The 17,059-nt window shown below is 70.3% G+C and carries 19 protein-coding genes; 10 read left to right on the forward strand and 9 right to left on the reverse strand.

Annotated features, from left to right (window positions below; all coding sequences use genetic code 11):
- On the forward strand, positions 1–178 hold a 178-nt coding region (locus tag ACFVJQ_RS43820; protein WP_385791482.1), incomplete at its 5' end, for an ATP-binding protein.
- A gap of 24 nt (positions 179–202) precedes the next feature.
- Here ACFVJQ_RS43820 and ACFVJQ_RS43825 read toward each other — a convergent pair.
- Positions 203–1,195, reverse strand: a complete 993-nt coding sequence (locus tag ACFVJQ_RS43825; RefSeq protein ID WP_385512079.1) for a hypothetical protein — start codon at positions 1,193–1,195, stop codon at positions 203–205.
- Between the two features lie 293 nt (positions 1,196–1,488).
- On the opposite strand from ACFVJQ_RS43825, the gene ACFVJQ_RS43830 reads away from it, so the two are divergent.
- Positions 1,489–2,274 carry an esterase/lipase family protein gene (locus ACFVJQ_RS43830; protein WP_385512080.1) on the forward strand — a complete coding sequence of 262 codons (786 nt, stop codon included), beginning with the start codon at positions 1,489–1,491 and terminating at the stop codon, positions 2,272–2,274.
- Positions 2,275–2,457: 183 nt separating this feature from the next.
- Positions 2,458–3,258: a GNAT family N-acetyltransferase gene (locus ACFVJQ_RS43835; protein ID WP_385512082.1), complete on the forward strand. Its 801-nt coding sequence runs from the start codon at positions 2,458–2,460 to the stop codon at positions 3,256–3,258.
- Here the strand turns inward: ACFVJQ_RS43835 and ACFVJQ_RS43840 are convergent.
- The 7 genes from ACFVJQ_RS43840 to dnaK form a co-directional block, all read right to left on the reverse strand.
- Positions 3,237–4,634, reverse strand: a complete 1,398-nt coding sequence (locus ACFVJQ_RS43840) for an acyltransferase family protein (RefSeq protein ID WP_385791465.1) — start codon at positions 4,632–4,634, stop codon at positions 3,237–3,239. The genes ACFVJQ_RS43835 and ACFVJQ_RS43840 overlap by 22 nt on opposite strands.
- Before the next feature lie 136 nt (positions 4,635–4,770).
- Positions 4,771–5,655 (reverse strand): universal stress protein, encoded by an 885-nt coding sequence (locus ACFVJQ_RS43845; protein ID WP_385512085.1) that lies wholly within the window; start codon positions 5,653–5,655, stop codon positions 4,771–4,773.
- Between the two features lie 67 nt (positions 5,656–5,722).
- Positions 5,723–5,860: a hypothetical protein gene (locus ACFVJQ_RS43850; protein WP_224739802.1), complete on the reverse strand. Its 138-nt coding sequence runs from the start codon at positions 5,858–5,860 to the stop codon at positions 5,723–5,725.
- Between the two features lie 96 nt (positions 5,861–5,956).
- Positions 5,957–6,367: a hypothetical protein gene (locus ACFVJQ_RS43855; protein WP_385791468.1), complete on the reverse strand. Its 411-nt coding sequence runs from the start codon at positions 6,365–6,367 to the stop codon at positions 5,957–5,959.
- Positions 6,342–6,776 carry a DUF2267 domain-containing protein gene (locus ACFVJQ_RS43860; RefSeq protein WP_385512089.1) on the reverse strand — a complete coding sequence of 145 codons (435 nt, stop codon included), beginning with the start codon at positions 6,774–6,776 and terminating at the stop codon, positions 6,342–6,344. Before ACFVJQ_RS43860 ends, ACFVJQ_RS43855 begins: the two co-directional genes overlap by 26 nt.
- Positions 6,777–6,813: 37 nt before the next feature.
- Positions 6,814–7,380 (reverse strand): nucleotide exchange factor GrpE, encoded by a 567-nt coding sequence (gene grpE, locus ACFVJQ_RS43865; protein ID WP_385791470.1) that lies wholly within the window; start codon positions 7,378–7,380, stop codon positions 6,814–6,816.
- Positions 7,380–9,257: a molecular chaperone DnaK gene (dnaK, locus tag ACFVJQ_RS43870; RefSeq protein ID WP_385791472.1), complete on the reverse strand. Its 1,878-nt coding sequence runs from the start codon at positions 9,255–9,257 to the stop codon at positions 7,380–7,382. Before dnaK ends, grpE begins: the two co-directional genes overlap by 1 nt.
- A 404-nt stretch (positions 9,258–9,661) precedes the next feature.
- Here dnaK and ACFVJQ_RS43875 point away from each other — a divergent pair, with 404 nt between their 5' ends.
- Both ACFVJQ_RS43875 and ACFVJQ_RS43880 read left to right on the forward strand, forming a co-directional pair.
- The gene (locus tag ACFVJQ_RS43875; protein WP_385512093.1) at positions 9,662–10,147 is read left to right on the forward strand and encodes an Hsp20/alpha crystallin family protein; all 486 of its coding nucleotides are present in this window, start codon (positions 9,662–9,664) and stop codon (positions 10,145–10,147) included.
- A 350-nt stretch (positions 10,148–10,497) separates the two neighbouring features.
- Complete coding sequence (locus ACFVJQ_RS43880; RefSeq protein ID WP_385791474.1) at positions 10,498–11,535, forward strand: hypothetical protein; 1,038 nt, start codon at positions 10,498–10,500, stop codon at positions 11,533–11,535.
- On the opposite strand, the gene ACFVJQ_RS43885 is transcribed toward ACFVJQ_RS43880, so the two are convergent.
- A complete protein-coding gene (locus ACFVJQ_RS43885) occupies positions 11,438–11,878 on the reverse strand; it encodes a J domain-containing protein (protein WP_385512096.1) in 441 nt (146 codons plus the stop codon). The two genes, ACFVJQ_RS43880 and ACFVJQ_RS43885, sit on opposite strands and share 98 nt — an antisense overlap.
- Before the next feature lie 33 nt (positions 11,879–11,911).
- On the opposite strand from ACFVJQ_RS43885, the gene ACFVJQ_RS43890 reads away from it, so the two are divergent.
- From ACFVJQ_RS43890 to ACFVJQ_RS43910, 5 genes are all read left to right on the forward strand, one after another.
- The gene (locus ACFVJQ_RS43890) at positions 11,912–14,347 is read left to right on the forward strand and encodes a SpoIIE family protein phosphatase (RefSeq protein ID WP_385791477.1); all 2,436 of its coding nucleotides are present in this window, start codon (positions 11,912–11,914) and stop codon (positions 14,345–14,347) included.
- A gap of 156 nt (positions 14,348–14,503) precedes the next feature.
- Positions 14,504–15,634, forward strand: a complete 1,131-nt coding sequence (locus tag ACFVJQ_RS43895; RefSeq protein ID WP_385791479.1) for a site-2 protease family protein — start codon at positions 14,504–14,506, stop codon at positions 15,632–15,634.
- 672 nt (positions 15,635–16,306) lie between these two features.
- Positions 16,307–16,435 carry a hypothetical protein gene (locus ACFVJQ_RS43900; RefSeq protein ID WP_385512102.1) on the forward strand — a complete coding sequence of 43 codons (129 nt, stop codon included), beginning with the start codon at positions 16,307–16,309 and terminating at the stop codon, positions 16,433–16,435.
- Between the two features lie 13 nt (positions 16,436–16,448).
- On the forward strand, positions 16,449–16,661 hold the full coding sequence (locus ACFVJQ_RS43905) for a hypothetical protein (RefSeq protein WP_385512104.1): 213 nt from the start codon (positions 16,449–16,451) through the stop codon (positions 16,659–16,661).
- A 32-nt stretch (positions 16,662–16,693) separates the two neighbouring features.
- Positions 16,694–17,059, forward strand: a 366-nt coding sequence (locus ACFVJQ_RS43910) for a Tn3 family transposase (protein WP_385791484.1), incomplete at its 3' end; no start/stop codon positions are given.

Genomic DNA, 17,059 nt, shown 5'->3' on the forward strand with positions numbered 1-17,059 from the left:
CGAGAAGTCCCGCAGCAGGCACACCGGGGGCAGCGGACTGGGCCTGTCCATCGTCCGCCAGTTCGTCGAGGCACACGGCGGAACCGTCACCGCCGGCAGCGAGCCACGCAAGGGAGCGGTGTTCACCATCCGGCTCCCTTGCGCCCGGTTCGAGGTATCCGCGGTTTCGGGGGAGTGAGTCGTTCGGGTGAGCGACGGGCGATCAGGCGGGCACTCGTTCAGCGGCCTTGAGAATCGTGGAGCGGGCCTGATGGCGACGCTCGTAGTCCAGCACCCGACGGACGTGGATCGGTTCCGCGTCGCCGAGCCGCTTGACGATCTCGTTCGCGGTCATGCTGTCGTAACCGGGCCAGGGCACAGGCTCGAGCAGCTCAGCGACCTTGCCCAGGACGGCGGCGCGGCCCGCGTGAAACCGTTCGTAGACGCCGACCGTGGCGAGATCCGACTGGGACAGGTGCGGGAGCCGGTCCAGGACCGCCCTGGTGCTCAGCTTGCGGTAGTCGGGGATCGGCAGCTCGTCCTCCGCGATCAGCGCGCCCTCCGGTGCGCCCAGGAACCGATCCGCGCCCGGCATGCGCTCGGCCGTCTCCCGCAGCCAGCTGCTCCAGTCGCGGACCGCCTGTGCCGCACCTCCGGCGCTCGGGCCCTCAGCGGTCTCGGCGGTCTCGGCGGCCGCCACAGCTGCTTCGGCATGCTGTTCCACACTGTTGGCGAGCTCTTCCAAGGCCTCCTCGTCGTCACGGCGGATGGAGCTGAGCAGCTCCGAGCTGGCGGCGTCCTCGGCCTCCTGAGCGATGCGCTCTGCGGCCCGGCAGACCGCTAGGGCCAGCGCGGTGACTGCATACTCGTCCTCGGCGTTCTTCAGCAACTGCTGCTCCGATGCCGTCGCCCGGCCCCGGAACACGACGCCCGGGACCGACATCGCCACGTCGATGGGCAGCCGTGCTGCCTGCTCGGTCAGGCGCCAGGCGTTCCCCAGGACGGTTGGCACCACTCCGCGGGGCTGCAACGTGGCCAGGCGTTCGTCGATGCGGTACACGTGGCCCCGGGCGTCGCCCATGCGGCGCTCCAGGACCTCCCGGTACTCACCGGGGGGCGTGACCGTGAGGTGGGCTTTGAAGCGGTCGGCAAGCGACTCCTTGGCCTCCCGGACCTCGCGCAGCGCGGGAACAAGCATGTCTGTGGCTACGGCCATCACGATTCCTTCGGATGTGTCGATGGTCGGCAAGAATCGGCCGGAAACCGGCCCCGCCCCCACACCCACCGTGCCCCGAAACCGTCGGCCCCGCATCTTCCGCCCGGCGCACCCACGGCATATGTCGATCTACACCCGGGCGCCCGACTTGCGCGATGTTTCATATGTAGTTCTATAGATCCAGCGTGTTCCGCCACGCAGGGCAAGTGCGGTTCATGCAGGGAAGGTGATCGGCCACGGGCATTCCATTCGGGCCGCAACTGACGGTGCCGGGGCTGTCGCCGGCGCGCGGCGTGGGTGTCGAGGCGGGCAGGGCGGCGGTGCGTCTGGCCCGGCTCCCGGTCGACATGGCCACGGACGGTTTCGGGCAGCTGATCGGACTGTTGGGTCGTGCCACGCCCTGGCGATCGACGGGCCCGGGTGATCCGCCACGCACCGATTCCGGGATTCCGGTGCTGTTGGTGCATGGGCTGGCCGACGGGGCATCGGTCGTCCCACCGCTGCAGCGCGAGCTGCGTGGGGACGGTGTGGGCCCCTTCATCCCGGTCACCTGCAACGCGTTCGGCCCGGACATCCCCACGGCAGCCCGGAAGCTGGGCGACCAGGTGGAGTCGGCGTGTGCCCACGGCGCGGGACGGGCCGCGGTCGTGATCGGGTACAGCCTGGGCGGGCTGATCGCCCGCTACTACGTGCAGCGGCTCGGCGGTGACGCCTACGTGCCGCTGGTGATCACGCTGGCCACGCCGCACGGCGGGACCGCAACCGCCCTGCTGGCCCCGGCCCATCCGCTGCTGCGCCAGCTACGGCCCGGAAGCGAGCTGCTGGTCGAGCTCGCCGAGCCGGCCGCGGGATGCCGCACTCGGTTCGTGGCGTTCTACAGCGACCTGGACGAGGCCGTCATCCCCGCTGCCCGGGGCCGTATCGACCATCCTGACCTCAAGGCCCGCAACGTGCTGGTGCCCCGCGTCGGGCACCTGACGCTGCCCCTTCACCGGCCGGTCATCGACGAGATGCGCGCGCTGCTGGCCGCGGCCCAGGTCACGTTCGCCGTGTGCCCCCCGCAGGGAAGCTCTCCGTAGCGTGGTGGGTCGGTCGTCCAGGGCACAGTCGCCGTTTCCCGTGACAGGAGGGGCAAAACGGAGGACGCTGAAAGACAGCTGGTAAGGACGTCAGCACCTGTGCGGACGGACAGCATGGCCTCTTCGCCCAGCCCCAAGAGCGGGTCGACGGTACGCCCATACCGTCCCGACGACGAACCGGGGGTGCGAGAACTGATCGATGCCGACCGGCTGCCGGGACAGCCGAGCTGCACCCCGGAGAGGCTGGCCGCCGCGCGGCGTGGTCTGGTTCCCCCGGCCGGCTGGGCGGTGCAGGCTCGGCCGCAGATCAGTGTTCTGGCCGGTGCCGGGGACCGTCCTGAGGGTGTTATCGCGTATCTGTCCTGGATCGATGTGCACACCGGGTTGATCTGCTGGCTCTACGCCCATGAGGAACCCTCTGCCCTGCGTGCCTTGATCGGCCATGCCCTCGCAGCGCTCGCCCCCTGCCCGCTGATCGAGGCATTTGTCGGCGGTCCGCCAGGCCCGCTGGGGCCGGGCGGCCTGCCCCGCGCCCGCCGTGGCGCCACCCACGACGCCCTGCTGTGCAGCGGTTTCACCGGCCGTCGCCAGGGCTGCTATCTGTACTGTGCGCTGTCTGCCGAGTTCGCGCCGGCCAAGCCGGTCGCCGACGTCGTCCCCTGCGACTTCCCCCCGGGCCAGCGACTGATCGTCCGGGAGGCGGCGGAGCCAGTCGCAGAGGCCGTGGTCAGCGTAGGGCCCGACGGCACTGCGACCGTGTACTGGATCGAGACCCTGCCCACTCACCGCCACCGTGGCCTGGGCCACAAGTTGCTCGGCCAGGCCCTGGCCCTGCTGGCCGAGCAGGGAGCCAGCGAGGTCGCCCTCGTCGTCGACGCCCCCCCGCACCCCGTCCACGACAGCCAGGCCGCACCCCGGCTCTTCGACTCCTTCGGCTTCACCTCCGTCGACGAACTGTGGACCTACCAGTGCCGACGGCCCTGAGCCCCGCGACCGCCACGTGAGCCCGGGGGTGCGGAGAACGGCCGGCGCGGTCGGCGCAGGGGGATGAGCCACAGGATGACGGTGCCCAGCAAGTAGGCCAGTAGTGCCTCGCCGGGCAGGCCGAGGGGGCCGTGGTCGCCGCGGCCTGCTGTGGTGATGCCGAAGAGCCCGACGAGCACCATGGCCAGCCCCGCGTACGTCAGCACCAGGCGTGCGAGTTTCCCACCTCGTGGGATGTCGCGGTGTACTGCGTCGCCGTGTGCCCGCCGACTACGTCGTTCCGCCCGGCCGAAGACGGCCACGAGCACCGTGAGCATGAGGAGCAGGCATGCCAGCCAGGGCAGCCGCCACAGGAACCAGTCGGCTGAACCGACCGGCGGTTGGGCCATCAGCCCTCGCGGGTACAGAGCGACGGCCGCCAGCACGAGAGCGGCCATGTGCCACAGAAACACCGTCAGGACCACACTGTTGACAGCCACCACCATGAACCATGGGCGGCGCCTGCTCAGCCAGCGATCGGCGCGTCGGCGCAGCAGGAGCGCGAGGCCGATCTGGGTGGCCGCGAGCGCGAGCAGGGCAAGGGTGGGCGGTGCGGTGTTCTGCACTGGTTCGCCCGGGACGGCGACCATGCTGACCGGATACGGTCCCACCGCGGTGAGCAGCACAAGCGCGAGCAGGCTGCCCGCCGTCACCACCTGTGCCGGCTGTCGGCGGTCGGTGAGCCTGCCGTCCCGCCAGACGAAGCCGACCTGGTAGACAGCCAGCCACACGAGCAGGTAGTTGGCGGCGGCGTAGGGCAGTCCGAGCAGGAACCTGGCCGCGTCGGCCGCCGCCACCGCGGTGACCAGGACCACCGGCACGATCATCCCGACCCGCTGATGCAGTGGGTACAGCACCGGAGTGAGGACCAGGACGGCGACGTAAGCGGTGAGGAACCACAGCGGAATCGAGGCCAACCAGACGGCGGTGCCCACGAGTTGGGGATCCGTGCCGAGGAGGCGGGCGAGCAGCGCGGACGCCGTCAGGGTGACCAGGAACACCGTCGTGGGGCCCAGCAGGCGGGCACTGCGGGTGATCAGCCAGCCCGCGACGTCACCTCCGCTGCGACGGTGGGCCAGCAGCGATGCTCCGTTGGCGTAACCGCCCACCAGGAAGAACAGCGGCATGACTTGGAAGAGCCAGGTCAGCGGGTGGCTCCACGGCACGGCCACCAGCGCGCTGAATCCGCTGAGACCATCGGCCTCGTCATAGGTCACGGCGACGACCAGCCAGTGGCCGAGCACGACCATCGTGATCGCCACGGCGCGCAGCAGGTCGATGTACCGGTCACGCTGCGGTGGCGTGTTCTCGGCCGCCTTGCGGACATCACTCAGCACCGGACCAGCTCTCCGTTCCCGGCCCCCCAAGGGCCGGTACTCGCGGGAGTTTCGAGCGTTGCTCACCGACTGTCCGTCGTCGCCTCGCCGTGCACGAACCCATCGACGCCGAGGGCGGTGGCATCCGGAGCAGGGCTCAGGATGCGGCCGCGCGTTGCGGCACCACCGCGACCGGGCAGTCGGCGTGCTGGAGCGCGGCGTGCGGCACGCGGCCGAGGGGCAGTGCGACAGGCCCGTGGCGTCGAGGGGCGCCGAGGACAAGCAGGTCGGCCCTGGCCGAGTGCGTGATGAGGACGTGGTGGGCCGGGCCCTCGGCGGTGACGCGATCCACGACCACGCCGGGGTGGTCGTGCTTCGGGGCGCGCAGGGCTTCGTCGAGCAGGACCGACGCCTGCTCCTCGTAGCGGTGGGCGGGATCCCCGGCGAGCAGCGGATGCGCCAGGGGTTTGTGGGCGGGGCGACGCCAGGCGCGTACGGCGTCCAGCGCGCAGCGCCGTGCTTCGGCCTCGCGGAACGCGAACCGTATCGCCGCCGTGCTGGTCGCGACATCGCCCACGCCGACCACGATGCGGGCATTGGCTCCTTGCCGGTTGTGCGGGGTACCGCGTACCACGACCACCGGGCTGGAGGCATGCGTGGCCAGGGAGCGGCTGACCGAGCCCAGCAGTGCGCCCCTGATCGGTCCTCGGCCCCGGCACCCGGTCACGACGGCGGTGGCGTGGCGCGCCTCGCGCAACAGCGCCGCCTCGGCGTCGTCGGGAACGATGTCGACCGTGATCTTCACGTCCGGATTGCGCTGCCGAGCCCGTTCGGCAGCGCGGTCCACGATGTCCTGTGCGAGGGCATGCTCCGGGGGAACCTCTTCGGACTGCATGATGACGGGGCCTTCGTAGCGCTCCCACAGGCAGGCGTACACGATCCGCAGCGGCAGGCCGTGGAGGGCCGCCTCATCCGAGGCCCAGTCGGCCGCCCAGAGGCCGGCCTCCGACCCGTCGACGCCCACGACCAAGGGCAGCGTCATTGATCCCACCGCCTTCAGCACGCGTCAGGATGATGACTTCATTGTCCCGTACGTCGTTGCGTACGCCCTACTCGGAACCCTCTTCCCGGACCTGGTAGGTCTTGGTCCAGGTGGCTCCACAGCGGCAGGAGGAGTGCTCCACGAGTTCACCGTTCTCGGTGACTCCGAGACCCCGGTTGATGCGGACGTGCACATGCTCGGACATGGGCGGACTTCTTCCTTTCCGCCAGCCCGCCGACCAGACGACAGACTGAACGCGACCATCCTCCGCAGCTGTGCAAGAACTCGGGTAGGAGCCACGTCACATCGTCCGGCTCAGCGGGTCCGGGCTGACCCGCTGAGCCGACTTCGGGCGCTCACGTACTCGTCGCTGCTGGATGGTCCGAACGGTCTCATTGACGGGATCCGGCACGGTGACGGCCAAGCGGGCGAAGGGCGCAGAGGGCCACAGGTCCACGACGACCGCGGGCGCGTCGGCCCGCACCGCGACGAAATCCCTGCCGTGGCGGTGGGGCCTTTCTCCCAGGCAGCGGCCGGGACGGCACCGGCCGCCGCGCGGCAGGCCCCGCAGGCTGCGCCACCAGTCCGGTTCGATCCTCACGTCCTTGACGTCGGCAAAGGGCACCCGGACCTCGCGGCGCCGGGCCAGGAGCTGTTCCCACCAGGACAGACGGAGTACAAGGTCCTCAGCTTCTTCGATCAGCCGTGCCACGGATGCCGCCTTCCTCGACATCTTGTGGACGGCCGAACAGCAGGTCGTAGCCGGGCGGGAGCTGGAGCAGAATCCGATGGGTCAGGTCTTCGCCTGCGCTGTCGGCCACGACGCTGAGCACGGCGCTGACGTCCCAGGCCGCGGTCTTCTCGGTGGCGCCTTCGATCCAGGCCGCAGTCGCCCGGATGAACCGTTCGGGTGGGAGCGGTTCATGCGCCTGGAGGGGGTTGAGCAGGATGCGCGCCAGTGTCTCGGGGATCCGGTCGGCCAGCTCCTTGCGCACCTCGCCCACCAGATGGGCGCCGAGGAGAGCGAGGACTACTCGGGAGACTCGCTCTGCCTCCGCCGGTGTGGAATATTCGCCGCGTTCTTGGACAGCGGACAGAAAGGCGTCCTGGTTCGTGCGCATGATGTCCTCCCGGGGGTGATGGCGAGGGCGGGGCGCCTTATCGTCTGGGCGGTGGTTCGGCGACCTCTGTCTGAGCGGGCCGCAGGAGCTGGTCGCCGACCCGGTAGCCGGGGCGCAGGATCGCGGTGCAGGTGGGCCGTTCGACGTGGTCGGAGCGGGTGCAGGAGACGGCCTCGTGCCAGGCGGGGTCGAAGGGGTCGCCCGCCGTGCCGAAGGACTGCAGCCCCAGGGCGGCGAGTTCGTCTTCCAGAACGGCGGCGACGTGCGCGAAGCCGCCGGTGACGTCCCCTTGCCTGCGGGCCTGGTCGATGGCGTCGAGGACGGGGAGGAGGCCGGTGAGCACGTTGGCCACGGCTATCTCGCCGACCGCGCGGCGGTCGCGGCGGACCCGTTTGCGGTAGTGGTCGTACTCGGCCGTCACGCGCTGCAGGTCTGCTGTGCGCTCGCGCAGCTGCGCGCGCAGGAGGCCGGCCTCGCCTCCGTCCCGGTCGGTCCGCGGGGCAGGCTCGACGTCGCCCCGGCGGCGGGGCTCCAGGCTGGTTCCCGGATCCCGCCGCCGGTTGTCGCGGACGATCGACAGCGGGTGCTCGCCGGAGCGGGTCATCACGTTCCCTCCTGCCGCTTGTCGTCGTCGACGATTTCGGCGTCGACGACCTCCTCGTCCTGCCCGGCAGGGCCGGCCTCACCGCCGCCCGCGCCGCCGGCGGCCTGCTGGCCCTGGGCCTGCGCGTACATGGCGGTTCCGACCTTCTGAGCCGTCGTCATCACCTTCTCGGTCGCCTGCCGCAGGGCCACCGTGTTGTCGCCGTCGGCCGGCTGGGCCTTGAGGGCCTCCTTGAGCTCCGCCAGCGCGGTGTCGACCTCGCTCCTGACGTCCCCGGGGATCTTGTCGGCGTTGTCCGTGAGCAGCCGTTCGGTCTGGTAGGCCACCTGCTCCGCCTGGTTGCGGGTCTCGGCCGCCTCACGCCGGCGCCGGTCCTCCTCGGCATGCTGCTCGGCCTCGCGCATCATGCGGTCGATGTCCTGCTTCGGCAGCGAGGAGCCGCCGGTGACGGTCATCTTCTGCTCTCTGCCGGTGCCGAGGTCCTTCGCCGTGACGTGCATGATGCCGTTGGCGTCGATGTCGAAGGACACCTCGATCTGCGGCACGCCCCGGGGGGCCGGGGGCAGACCGGTCAGCTCGAACATGCCGAGCCTCTTGTTGTAGGCCGCGATCTCGCGCTCGCCCTGGTAGACCTGGATCTGCACCGACGGCTGGTTGTCCTCGGCCGTGGTGAAGATCTCCGAACGCTTCGTCGGGATCGTCGTGTTGCGCTCGATCAGCTTGGTCATGATGCCGCCCTTGGTCTCGATACCCAGGGACAGCGGGGTCACGTCCAGCAGCAGGACGTCCTTGACCTCCCCCTTGAGCACACCGGCCTGCAGGGCGGCGCCCACCGCCACGACCTCGTCGGGGTTGACGCCCTTGTGCGGGTCCTTGCCGGTCAGCTGCCGCACCAGATCGGTCACCGCCGGCATCCTCGTCGAGCCGCCGACCAGGATGACGTGGTCGATGTCGGACAGCTTGATCCCGGCATCCTTGATCGCGTTGTGGAACGGCGTCTTGCACCGCTCCAGCAGGTCCGCGGTCAGCTGCTGGAACTGGGCGCGGGTCAGCTTCTCGTCCAGGTGCAGCGGCCCTTCGGCGGAGGCCGTGATGTAGGGCAGGTTGACCGTGGTCTCCGAGGACGACGACAGCTCGATCTTCGCCCGCTCGGCGGCCTCACGCAGCCGCTGCACGGCCATCTTGTCCTTGGTCAGGTCGACGCCGTAGTTGTTCTTGAACTGCTTGGCCAGATGGTCGACGATCCGCTGGTCCCAGTCGTCACCGCCCAGGTGCGTATCGCCGTTGGTGGCCTTCACCTCGACCACGCCCTCACCGATCTCCAGCAACGACACATCGAAGGTGCCGCCGCCGAGGTCGAAGACGAGGACGGTCTGGTCGTTCTCCTTGTCGAGGCCGTAGGCGAGAGCCGCCGCGGTGGGCTCGTTGATGATCCGCAGCACCTTCAGCCCGGCGATCTCCCCGGCCTCCTTGGTCGCGGTGCGCTGGGAGTCGTTGAAATACGCCGGAACCGTGATCACCGCATCCGTGACGTCCTCTCCCAGATACGCCTCCGCATCCCGCTTCAGCTTCTGCAGCACCCGCGCGGAGATCTCCTGCGCCCGGTACTGCTTGCCGTCGATGCTCCCCGTCTCCGGGAACCGCCACTGCGCATCACCTATGTGACGCTTGACCGAGCGCACGGTGCGCTCCACGTTGGTGACGGCCTGGCGCTTGGCGACCTCACCGACCAGCACCTCGCCGTTCTTGGCGAAGGCGACCACGGACGGGGTGGTCCGTGCGCCTTCCGTGTTGGTGATGACGGTGGGCTCTCCGCCCTCCAGCACGCAGACCACCGAGTTCGTCGTGCCGAGGTCGATTCCCACTGCACGTGCCATGGGTCCTCTCCTCCATCTGCGTCCCACACCGAGGGCAGATGCCGACGCCTGGTGAAACGGGGTCGCCCGGGGCCGTCCAGCGACCGGCCACCGGGGCGTTTGCGCCGCCTCGCCCGGCGTCGCCACCTGCGGATTCGGAGTAAACCCCACTAACAGTCTGGATAAAGTCCGCATCTTGAGTTGTCAAGAAGTCCCATTTCCTGCCTCCTTGGGTGCTTTCGTGACGGGTGGCAGGCGGGTCGGGGAAGGGATTGCAGCGCAGCAGCCGCAGGACGGCGGGGTTGGCGCCAAGGTCATGACGCCCGAGCCGCCGACAGAAGGGGCGGGAGGTGTTCAGGCCCACGACACACCGGGTATCCCAATTCGGGGCAAATAGGAAGAGATTGCTCGGGAGGTGACGAACGATGACTCTGCCTGTGCGACGCGGCACGGGGAGTCGGCTGGCCGAACGGCGCTTCCCTGGTTGGGCCGGGGATCCGCTCGCCGAGTTCGACGACCTCTTCAGTCGTATCGGCAACCTTCTGGAAACCACGGTCGGCGGTGGCCTGGCGCCGACCGCCGGGGCGTGGGCTCCGATGGCTGATCTCTCCGAGACCGACGACGCCTACCTCATCGAGGTCGATCTTCCCGGCGTCAAGCGGGACGACATCGACATCGAGATGAGCGAACGCGAACTCGCCATCAGCGGCGAGTTCAAGGAGCGTGAACGCGCCGGCGTCCTGCGCCGCGGCACCCGCCGGACGGGCCGGTTCGGGTTCCGGACGCTGCTGCCGGGCGAGGTCAACGCCGAAGGCGTCAGCGCCACCCTGGCAGACGGGGTGCTGACCGTGAACGTCCCCAAGGTCGAAGCGGCCAAGCCACGTCACATCGAGATCACCAGCGGGGAGTGAGGCATCCTCCTCCCGCACATGCGCCCCGGTCCCCGGGCATGCACCCGGTGCCCGGAGACCGGGCGCGAGGGCAGGGCGGTGAGCGCGAAGGCTGTCGGCGACCTCGCCGGCACGCGCGCCCGTCCGGTGCGCCGGTCACCCGGACGGGTCAGCACCCAGTCCGCCATTGACGTCCGGCCATGAGCCTGTCACCTGCCGAAAGCGGGCGGTCCCCACTCGGGACGGTGGTGGCCGCCAGGCGATCTTCAGCCCCTTCCCACACCCTGATCACGGGGCCTGGCTCCACGCCAGGCATCCGTCCGGCGGACAGGGCCTCACCCTGCTGTCCCACAAACCAAGGGAGTACGGCAATGACAGTGATGACGGACGCGCTCATCCCGGCGCTGGAAGACGTCCGGGAGGCCCACGCCGCAGTCATCGACCGGTTCCGCGCCGACATGGCCGTCACCCCCGCCGGCCCGTACCGCCAGACCCTGCAGCGCCACGTCGCCGGTGCCGAGGACCGCCTGGCCCGTATCGACGACCATGCCCGCGAGATCCGCCCGCGGACGCTGATGCGGGACACATCCGAGTTGGTCCGCAGTGTCTCCGACGGCGCGGTCCGCACAGCCAGAATCCCGCTGGAGATCGGCATGCTGATCGTGAGCGGTCCTCTGCGCTGGGGGCGTCAGGCCGCCGAGCGTGAGCAGCTGAAGAAGGCGGAAGGCGAGTACGCCGCCGTCGCCCGGGCCCTGATGGCCTGCCGGGCCGCGGAGAGCATCGCCGTCCTCGCCGACGACGAGGAGGCCGTGGACCTTCTCGCCGCACTGCGCCGCCAGGACGAGCACCTGCTGCAGACACTGCAGGACACCGTCGACGAACAGGCCAGGGCCCTGGCCGCCGCAACCGCGAACGGCAGCCCGCCGGACGAGGACAACGGCGGCACCACCGCGGCGGCTGTACAGCTCGTGCGTACCGCCGTAGCCCGGATCCGCGAGGCCACCCGGACCGGCGGGCAGCAGACCCACCGAACGGCCGCCGGGGCAGTCCGGGAGATGCCGAGCGTGACGCGGTTGGCTGAGCACGTGCAAGGCACCGTCATCCGGGAGGAAGACCTCCCGATCGCCGGCTACGGCCGGCTGTCCGCCACGGACATCACCCAGCGGCTGCGCGATCTCTCCCAGAGCGACCTGACGGTCATCGAAGGCTTCGAGCGCGCCCATGCCAACCGGGCAACGGTGCTGCAGGCCATCGAGGAGCTGCGCGGAACGCAGCCCTGGCCGGACTACGACGCCATGAGCCCCGACCGGATCACGACGTCCCCGGCCCTCGATCCTTACAGGCCGGCCGACAGCCGCACGGGCGCCGAACTCGGCGAGCAGCTCCTGCGCTCCCGGCGCGGCGACTGACCCAGCCCGGTGACACAACACGGACGGCTACCGGCCGACCAGCACCCGTACGCGACACCGGGCTGCCGCGCCCGGCGTCGTATGCCGCACGCCGCTCGGGATCGCCCAGTGTGTCGTAGGCGGCGAGGACGTCGGCGAGGCGATCCGCTGCTGCCGGCTCCTCCGGCCGGGCGTCCGGATGGAGCGACCGCACCAGCCTGCGACAGGCGGAGGTGATCCCCCGGCGGACGCATCGCGTGGGACGTCGAGGACCGCGTAGTGGTTGCGCCGCGGCCGCTGCCCGGGCATTGGCCAAGCCGCTCCGATGTCGCATACGTGGACCTTGGAGGACACTGGGACGCATTCAAGGCACTGTGGTGAGTGAGAGCTGATCATTATGCGTGCGTCGCATGTCACCGGCCGCAGGGGCCCGGCTCATGGGCCCCTGGGGCAGGAGCGGGTTCACGTTCTGGTCGATCAGCAGGGCTTGGTGACGGGGTGGAGCCCGGAGGCCGAAAGGCTGCTCGGCTACCCGAAGGACGCGGTACTGGGGCGTTCGGCAGTGGATCTGCTCGCCGGGATGGCTGCCGCTGGGCGTCCGCCGGCCCGTGACGAGGACTTCGCCGTGGTGCTGCAGTGCCGCGACGGCGGATTGCTGACGTGCCGATTGACCGTCCGGCCCGAGCGCATGGATGACGCGGGCACGAGCTGGGAGGTCATGCTTGCGCCTGCGGAACCGGACGGGACAGCGGAGCTCGATCGGGCGCTTCTCGAGACGCTCTTCACCCTCTCTCCCACGGGCCTGTTCCTCCTCGACCCTCAGCTGCGCCTTGTCCGGTTCAATCCCGCGGCCGAGGGCATGCAGGGCACCTCGGTGGAGGAAGCTGTCGGCAGGCGCCCGACGGAGGTGTGGCCCGGCTTCGGCGTGGAGACGGTGGAGCGGGTCATGGAACAGGTGCTCGCCACAGGCCAGCCGGTGATCGGCGTCGAGAAGCGGGTCCGTCCCCCGGGCGATCCACAGCACGAGCACGTCTACTCCGCATCCGTTTTCCGTCTGGAGGACGCTCAGGGCCGGATCCTGGGCGTTGCGGACGCCACTGTCGATGTCACCGACCGCTACCTGGCCCACGAGCGGCTGTCCGTGCTCGCTCAGGCCAGCACCCGGATCGGGTCCACGCTCGACGCGTCGGACACAGCCCGGGGTCTGGCGGAGGTGTCGGTGCCTGTGCCGGCCGACAGCGTCGCGGTCGATGTGCTGGAGGCGGTGCTTGCGGGCGAGGACCTGGATGCGGGGCCCGTGGGACACGATGCTGTGCTGCGCCGGGCGTCTTCCCGTTCCCGGGAAGACGAACCCCGGGGGAGGGCTGCCGACGACGATGCCGCGGTCCCACGTGCGGCCGCCATCGAGGCCCTGGCCGATCTTGAGCCGCGTCTGGTCGACCCGCTGTCCTCGCTGGGACGGCAGATGGTGCGGAGCTTGAGAACGCCCGGGCGAACCGGCGAAGAAGTCCACTCGCTGATGGCCGCGCCGCTGGTCGCTCACGACCGGGCCCTCGGGCTCGTGACGTTCTGCCGCTGGGGCGAACGCAGGCCTTTTGATCGCGACGATCTGACCCTCGCCGCGCAACTCGCCCAGCGCGCGGCCGAGTGCCTGGACAACGCCCGCCGACACCGGCGCGAGCACAACTCCCTGGTCGCGTTGCAGCACATCCTGCGCCCGGGCGGGCTTCCGCCACAGCAGGCGATGGAGGTGGCGCACGCGTACGTATCCGCGGGATCCGGTGGCGACTGGGTCGACGCCATACCGCTCTCCGGGGCCCGGGTGGCCCTCGTGGCCGGCCGCGCGCCGGGTCGCGGCATACAGTCCGCCGCCACGGCAGGACGGCTTCGGGCGGCGGTGCACACCCTGTCGGACCTGGACCTGGAACCGGATGAACTGCTCGCCCGGCTCGATGACATGGTGCGCCGGACGGGCAGGGCGAACGGCTTCACGGGGAGCGACGACCAGCCGTCTTCCGTACAGGACACGGAAACGTCTGCCCACGGGCCGGAGTGCGGCGCCACGTGCCTCTATCTGATCTACGATCCCGTGTCCCGGCGCTGCTCGGTATCCACCGCCGGTCACCCCTGGCCCGTGGTCGTGCGTCCGGACGGCACCGTAGGGACTGTGGACGGTCCGGCCGCCGACGCGTTGTGCTGCCCCGGCTCGCCGTTCGGCAAGGAGGACTTCGAACTTCCCGAGAACTCGACGCTCGTCCTGTACACCCCAGGGCTCCTCCAGCGGGCACAGCAGCCGGACGACCCGGGCGGCCAAGAGCGCTTGACCGCCCTGCTCGCCCGTTCTCCCGGTTCTGTGCAGGCGACATGCAGAACGCTGACCGACGCACTCGTCCCGGCTCGGCCCCACGATGATGCCGCCGTCCTGGTCGCCCGCACACACGCGCTGGACCCGGCCCACGTCGCGTCGTGGGACCTCCCGAGCGATCCGGCCACGGTCTCCACAGCCCGCTCCCTCGCCACCCGGCAGCTCACCACATGGGACATGAGCGACGCCGCATTCACCACCGAACTGATCGTCAGTGAGCTCGTCACCAACGCGATCCGGCACGGCAAGCCGCCCGTGACACTTCGACTCGTTCGCAGCCACGTCCTGACGTGCGAGGTGTCCGACGGCAGCAGCACATCTCCGCGGCTGCGGCACGCCCGCACCACTGACGAGGGCGGCCGCGGGCTGCTCCTCGTCGCACGGTGCTCCGACCGGTGGGGGACCCGCTACACGGACGACGGCAAGATCGTCTGGGTTGAGCAGAACACAGACAGCACGGCGACGTAGCCACGACGGCGATGCCCCACCGTCACTCCCTCCGCGACCGCCCCTTGCCGAGCGAGACTGGTAGGAGACGGACACCACGCTGATCCGGTCCCTTTGTACGCCCCGGCGTACCGGCTCGGACGGAGGACCGCCTGCTTCAGTTCGCAGGAGATGGCGATGAACGGCTCGGTACGGATGGGACGAGTTCTGGGGGTGCCGCTGCGCATCCACTGGACTGTGCCCCTGCTCGTGGTGCTCTTCGGGTACAGCCTGGGCAGCCAGACGCTCCCCGCCTGGACTCCGGGCCAGCCGAACGCCGCCTACACCGTCGCCGGCCTGGCGGGGGCCCTGTTGCTTCTGGGTAGCCTGCTGGCGCATGAGGCCGCGCACGCCGTCACGGCGCTGAGGAAGGGCATCCCGGTCCAGAGCATCACGCTCTGGGCACTGGGCGGGATGACCGAGATGGGCAAGCCGCGCGCGGCCGGGGCTGCCTTCCTGGTGGCCGTGAGCGGGCCGCTCACCAGCCTGGTCGTCGGTGCGGCGGCGCTGGGGGCGGGCATCGGGCTGGACGCGCTGTTCGGCTGGGTGGTGCCGTCGGCCGTCCTGGTCTGGCTCGGGTGGATGAACTTCGTCCTGGGCGTGTTCAATCTGCTGCCGGCCGCACCGCTGGACGGAGGGCGGGTGGTACAGGCGCTGATGTGGTGGCGTACCGGCGACCGCGACCGGGCCGAACGCGCAGCCGCACGCAGCGGCCAGGTCCTCGGCATCCTGATGATCGCCGTCGGCTGGATCTCCCTCCTGCGCGGCGCCTTGAGCGGTCTGTGGCTGATGCTCCTCGGCTTGTTCGTCCTGATCGTCGCCGGCGCGGAACGCCGACGCGCCGCACTCGCCCCGGCCCTGCGCGGCGTGCGAGCCGCCGATGCCATGTCGAGTCCGGTGGAGACCTGCCCGGACTGGTGGACCGTGGAACGCTGCGTCGAGGAGGTGGCCCTGCGCGCCCGCCACTCGACGCTGGCACTGATCGACTTCGAAGGGCGCCCCAGCGGCCTGCTCGACCTGCCGCGGCTCGCGAGGATCCCCGCGCCGCAGCGGGGGACACAGCGCGTGCGTGACGTGGCGACCCCGCTGTCGCAGTGCACGACCTGCGCGCCGGACGACCTCCTGGAAGACGTGCTTGAAAGGCTCCGCCCGGTCAGCGGCATGCGCATCCTCGTCACCGACGGACCGAACCTGGTGGGCATCATCACCATGCGTGACGTCTCACGGATCGTCCAGCGCCACACACTGCGCGGGACGGACAGCCGGTGAGAACTCGGCTTGGCGTCCAGGGACGCGTCGGCGTATGACCCTGTGCAGCCATCGCATGGAATGCACCGGAGCGCCGGTCGGGGGCGGCACCTGTCGGGCGGTGAGCCGCGCATAGGGCATGGGGGGGAGTGGCTGCCGTCGATTTCCATGACACAGACGGGCACACGGGCTGCCTCTCCCGACCGGTCGATGCGGACGGTGAACGGCTGCTGCGCGTCGCCGGGCAGCTCAGCGGCCGGCACCGTTGTGCCCTTGCGGCCCTCCCGTTGAGAGGCGACCACCTCACACACCATGGCCTGGGCCTTCGGTGGCCGCCCGGAGGGCGTCCCGAGAACTGGTCGACCTCGGATACGCCGGCCAGGCCGTGCGGAGTGCGGTGGATCCGGCAGGTGACCGACCGCGCGGCACCGCGCTCGGCTCCGGCACGGAGTGGATCAACACAAAGGCCGTGGTCGTGAGTCCGGGGGCTGCTGCCGCTGTGTCCATAGCAGCAGCCACGGCCCTTGCCGCTTCACCCGCGCATGCCGCAGAGCAGTGGATCACGTTCTCCTACGAATCGCCCAGCGAAGGCTTACGTGTTTCCGTTGGGATCCGTAGTGATGGGTCGTCCACCGGCCTCAGCCGGGTGTCCGATGCCGACGTCGTATGTGAGTGCGGAGCCGGAGGCTGCCGTTGGGTGAGGGCGAGACGGCCCGTACCGCCTGTGCTTGTGGTCTGCTGCGTGCGGGCGTGGTGGAGAAGACGGGTGAGGTGCTGTCGGCCGCGGTGCCGGCGATGGGGGAGGGTGGGCTGGGCGGCTGATCTGGTGTCCGGCATGGCTGCCGATCTGCTGGGCGTGCACTGGAACGCCGCCGATGTGGACCTGCTGGCCTCGGGCGTGGGCGGCGCAGGCCGAGGACTGCCGTCGAACGCGTGGATGGCGCTGCGGCGTCTGGGCTGGACCGTCGCCCGGCCCAGGGCGTGCGTGTCAATGACCGGGTCGTGCGGATGGCCCAGGAGCAGGCCGGGCGCACGCTGCGGTCGGTGAAGTGGCGGGCGGGCGTAGTGCCGTTGATCGACATGCTCAAAGAAGCGGTGCTGCGTACCGGCTGCCTGGACGCGGTCACCTCCGTCTCAGGGGGGGACCCTCTCGGCGAAGGGCCTGGCCGAGCGCCTGCTTTGGGGATCTACGCCTACGGCACGAACACCGGGATCAAGGCCGTAGCCTCCGGCGGCCACGGCCACACCGAAGACGAACTGCGCTACGTGCGACGCCGGTACCTGTCCGTCGAGGCCGCCCACGCCATCCAGATCGCGAACGCCACCTTCGCCGCCCGCAGCACAGATCTGTGGGCCAGGGCTCGACCGCGGTTGCCTCCGACTCCACCCACGTGCGCGCCTACGACCAGAACCTGTTCACCGAGTGGCACTCGCGCTACGGCGGCC

Origin of the sequence: Streptomyces sp. NPDC127197, from assembly GCF_042672405.1 — a bacterium.
Classification (GTDB): Bacteria; Actinomycetota; Actinomycetes; order Streptomycetales; family Streptomycetaceae; genus Streptomyces; species Streptomyces flavusporus.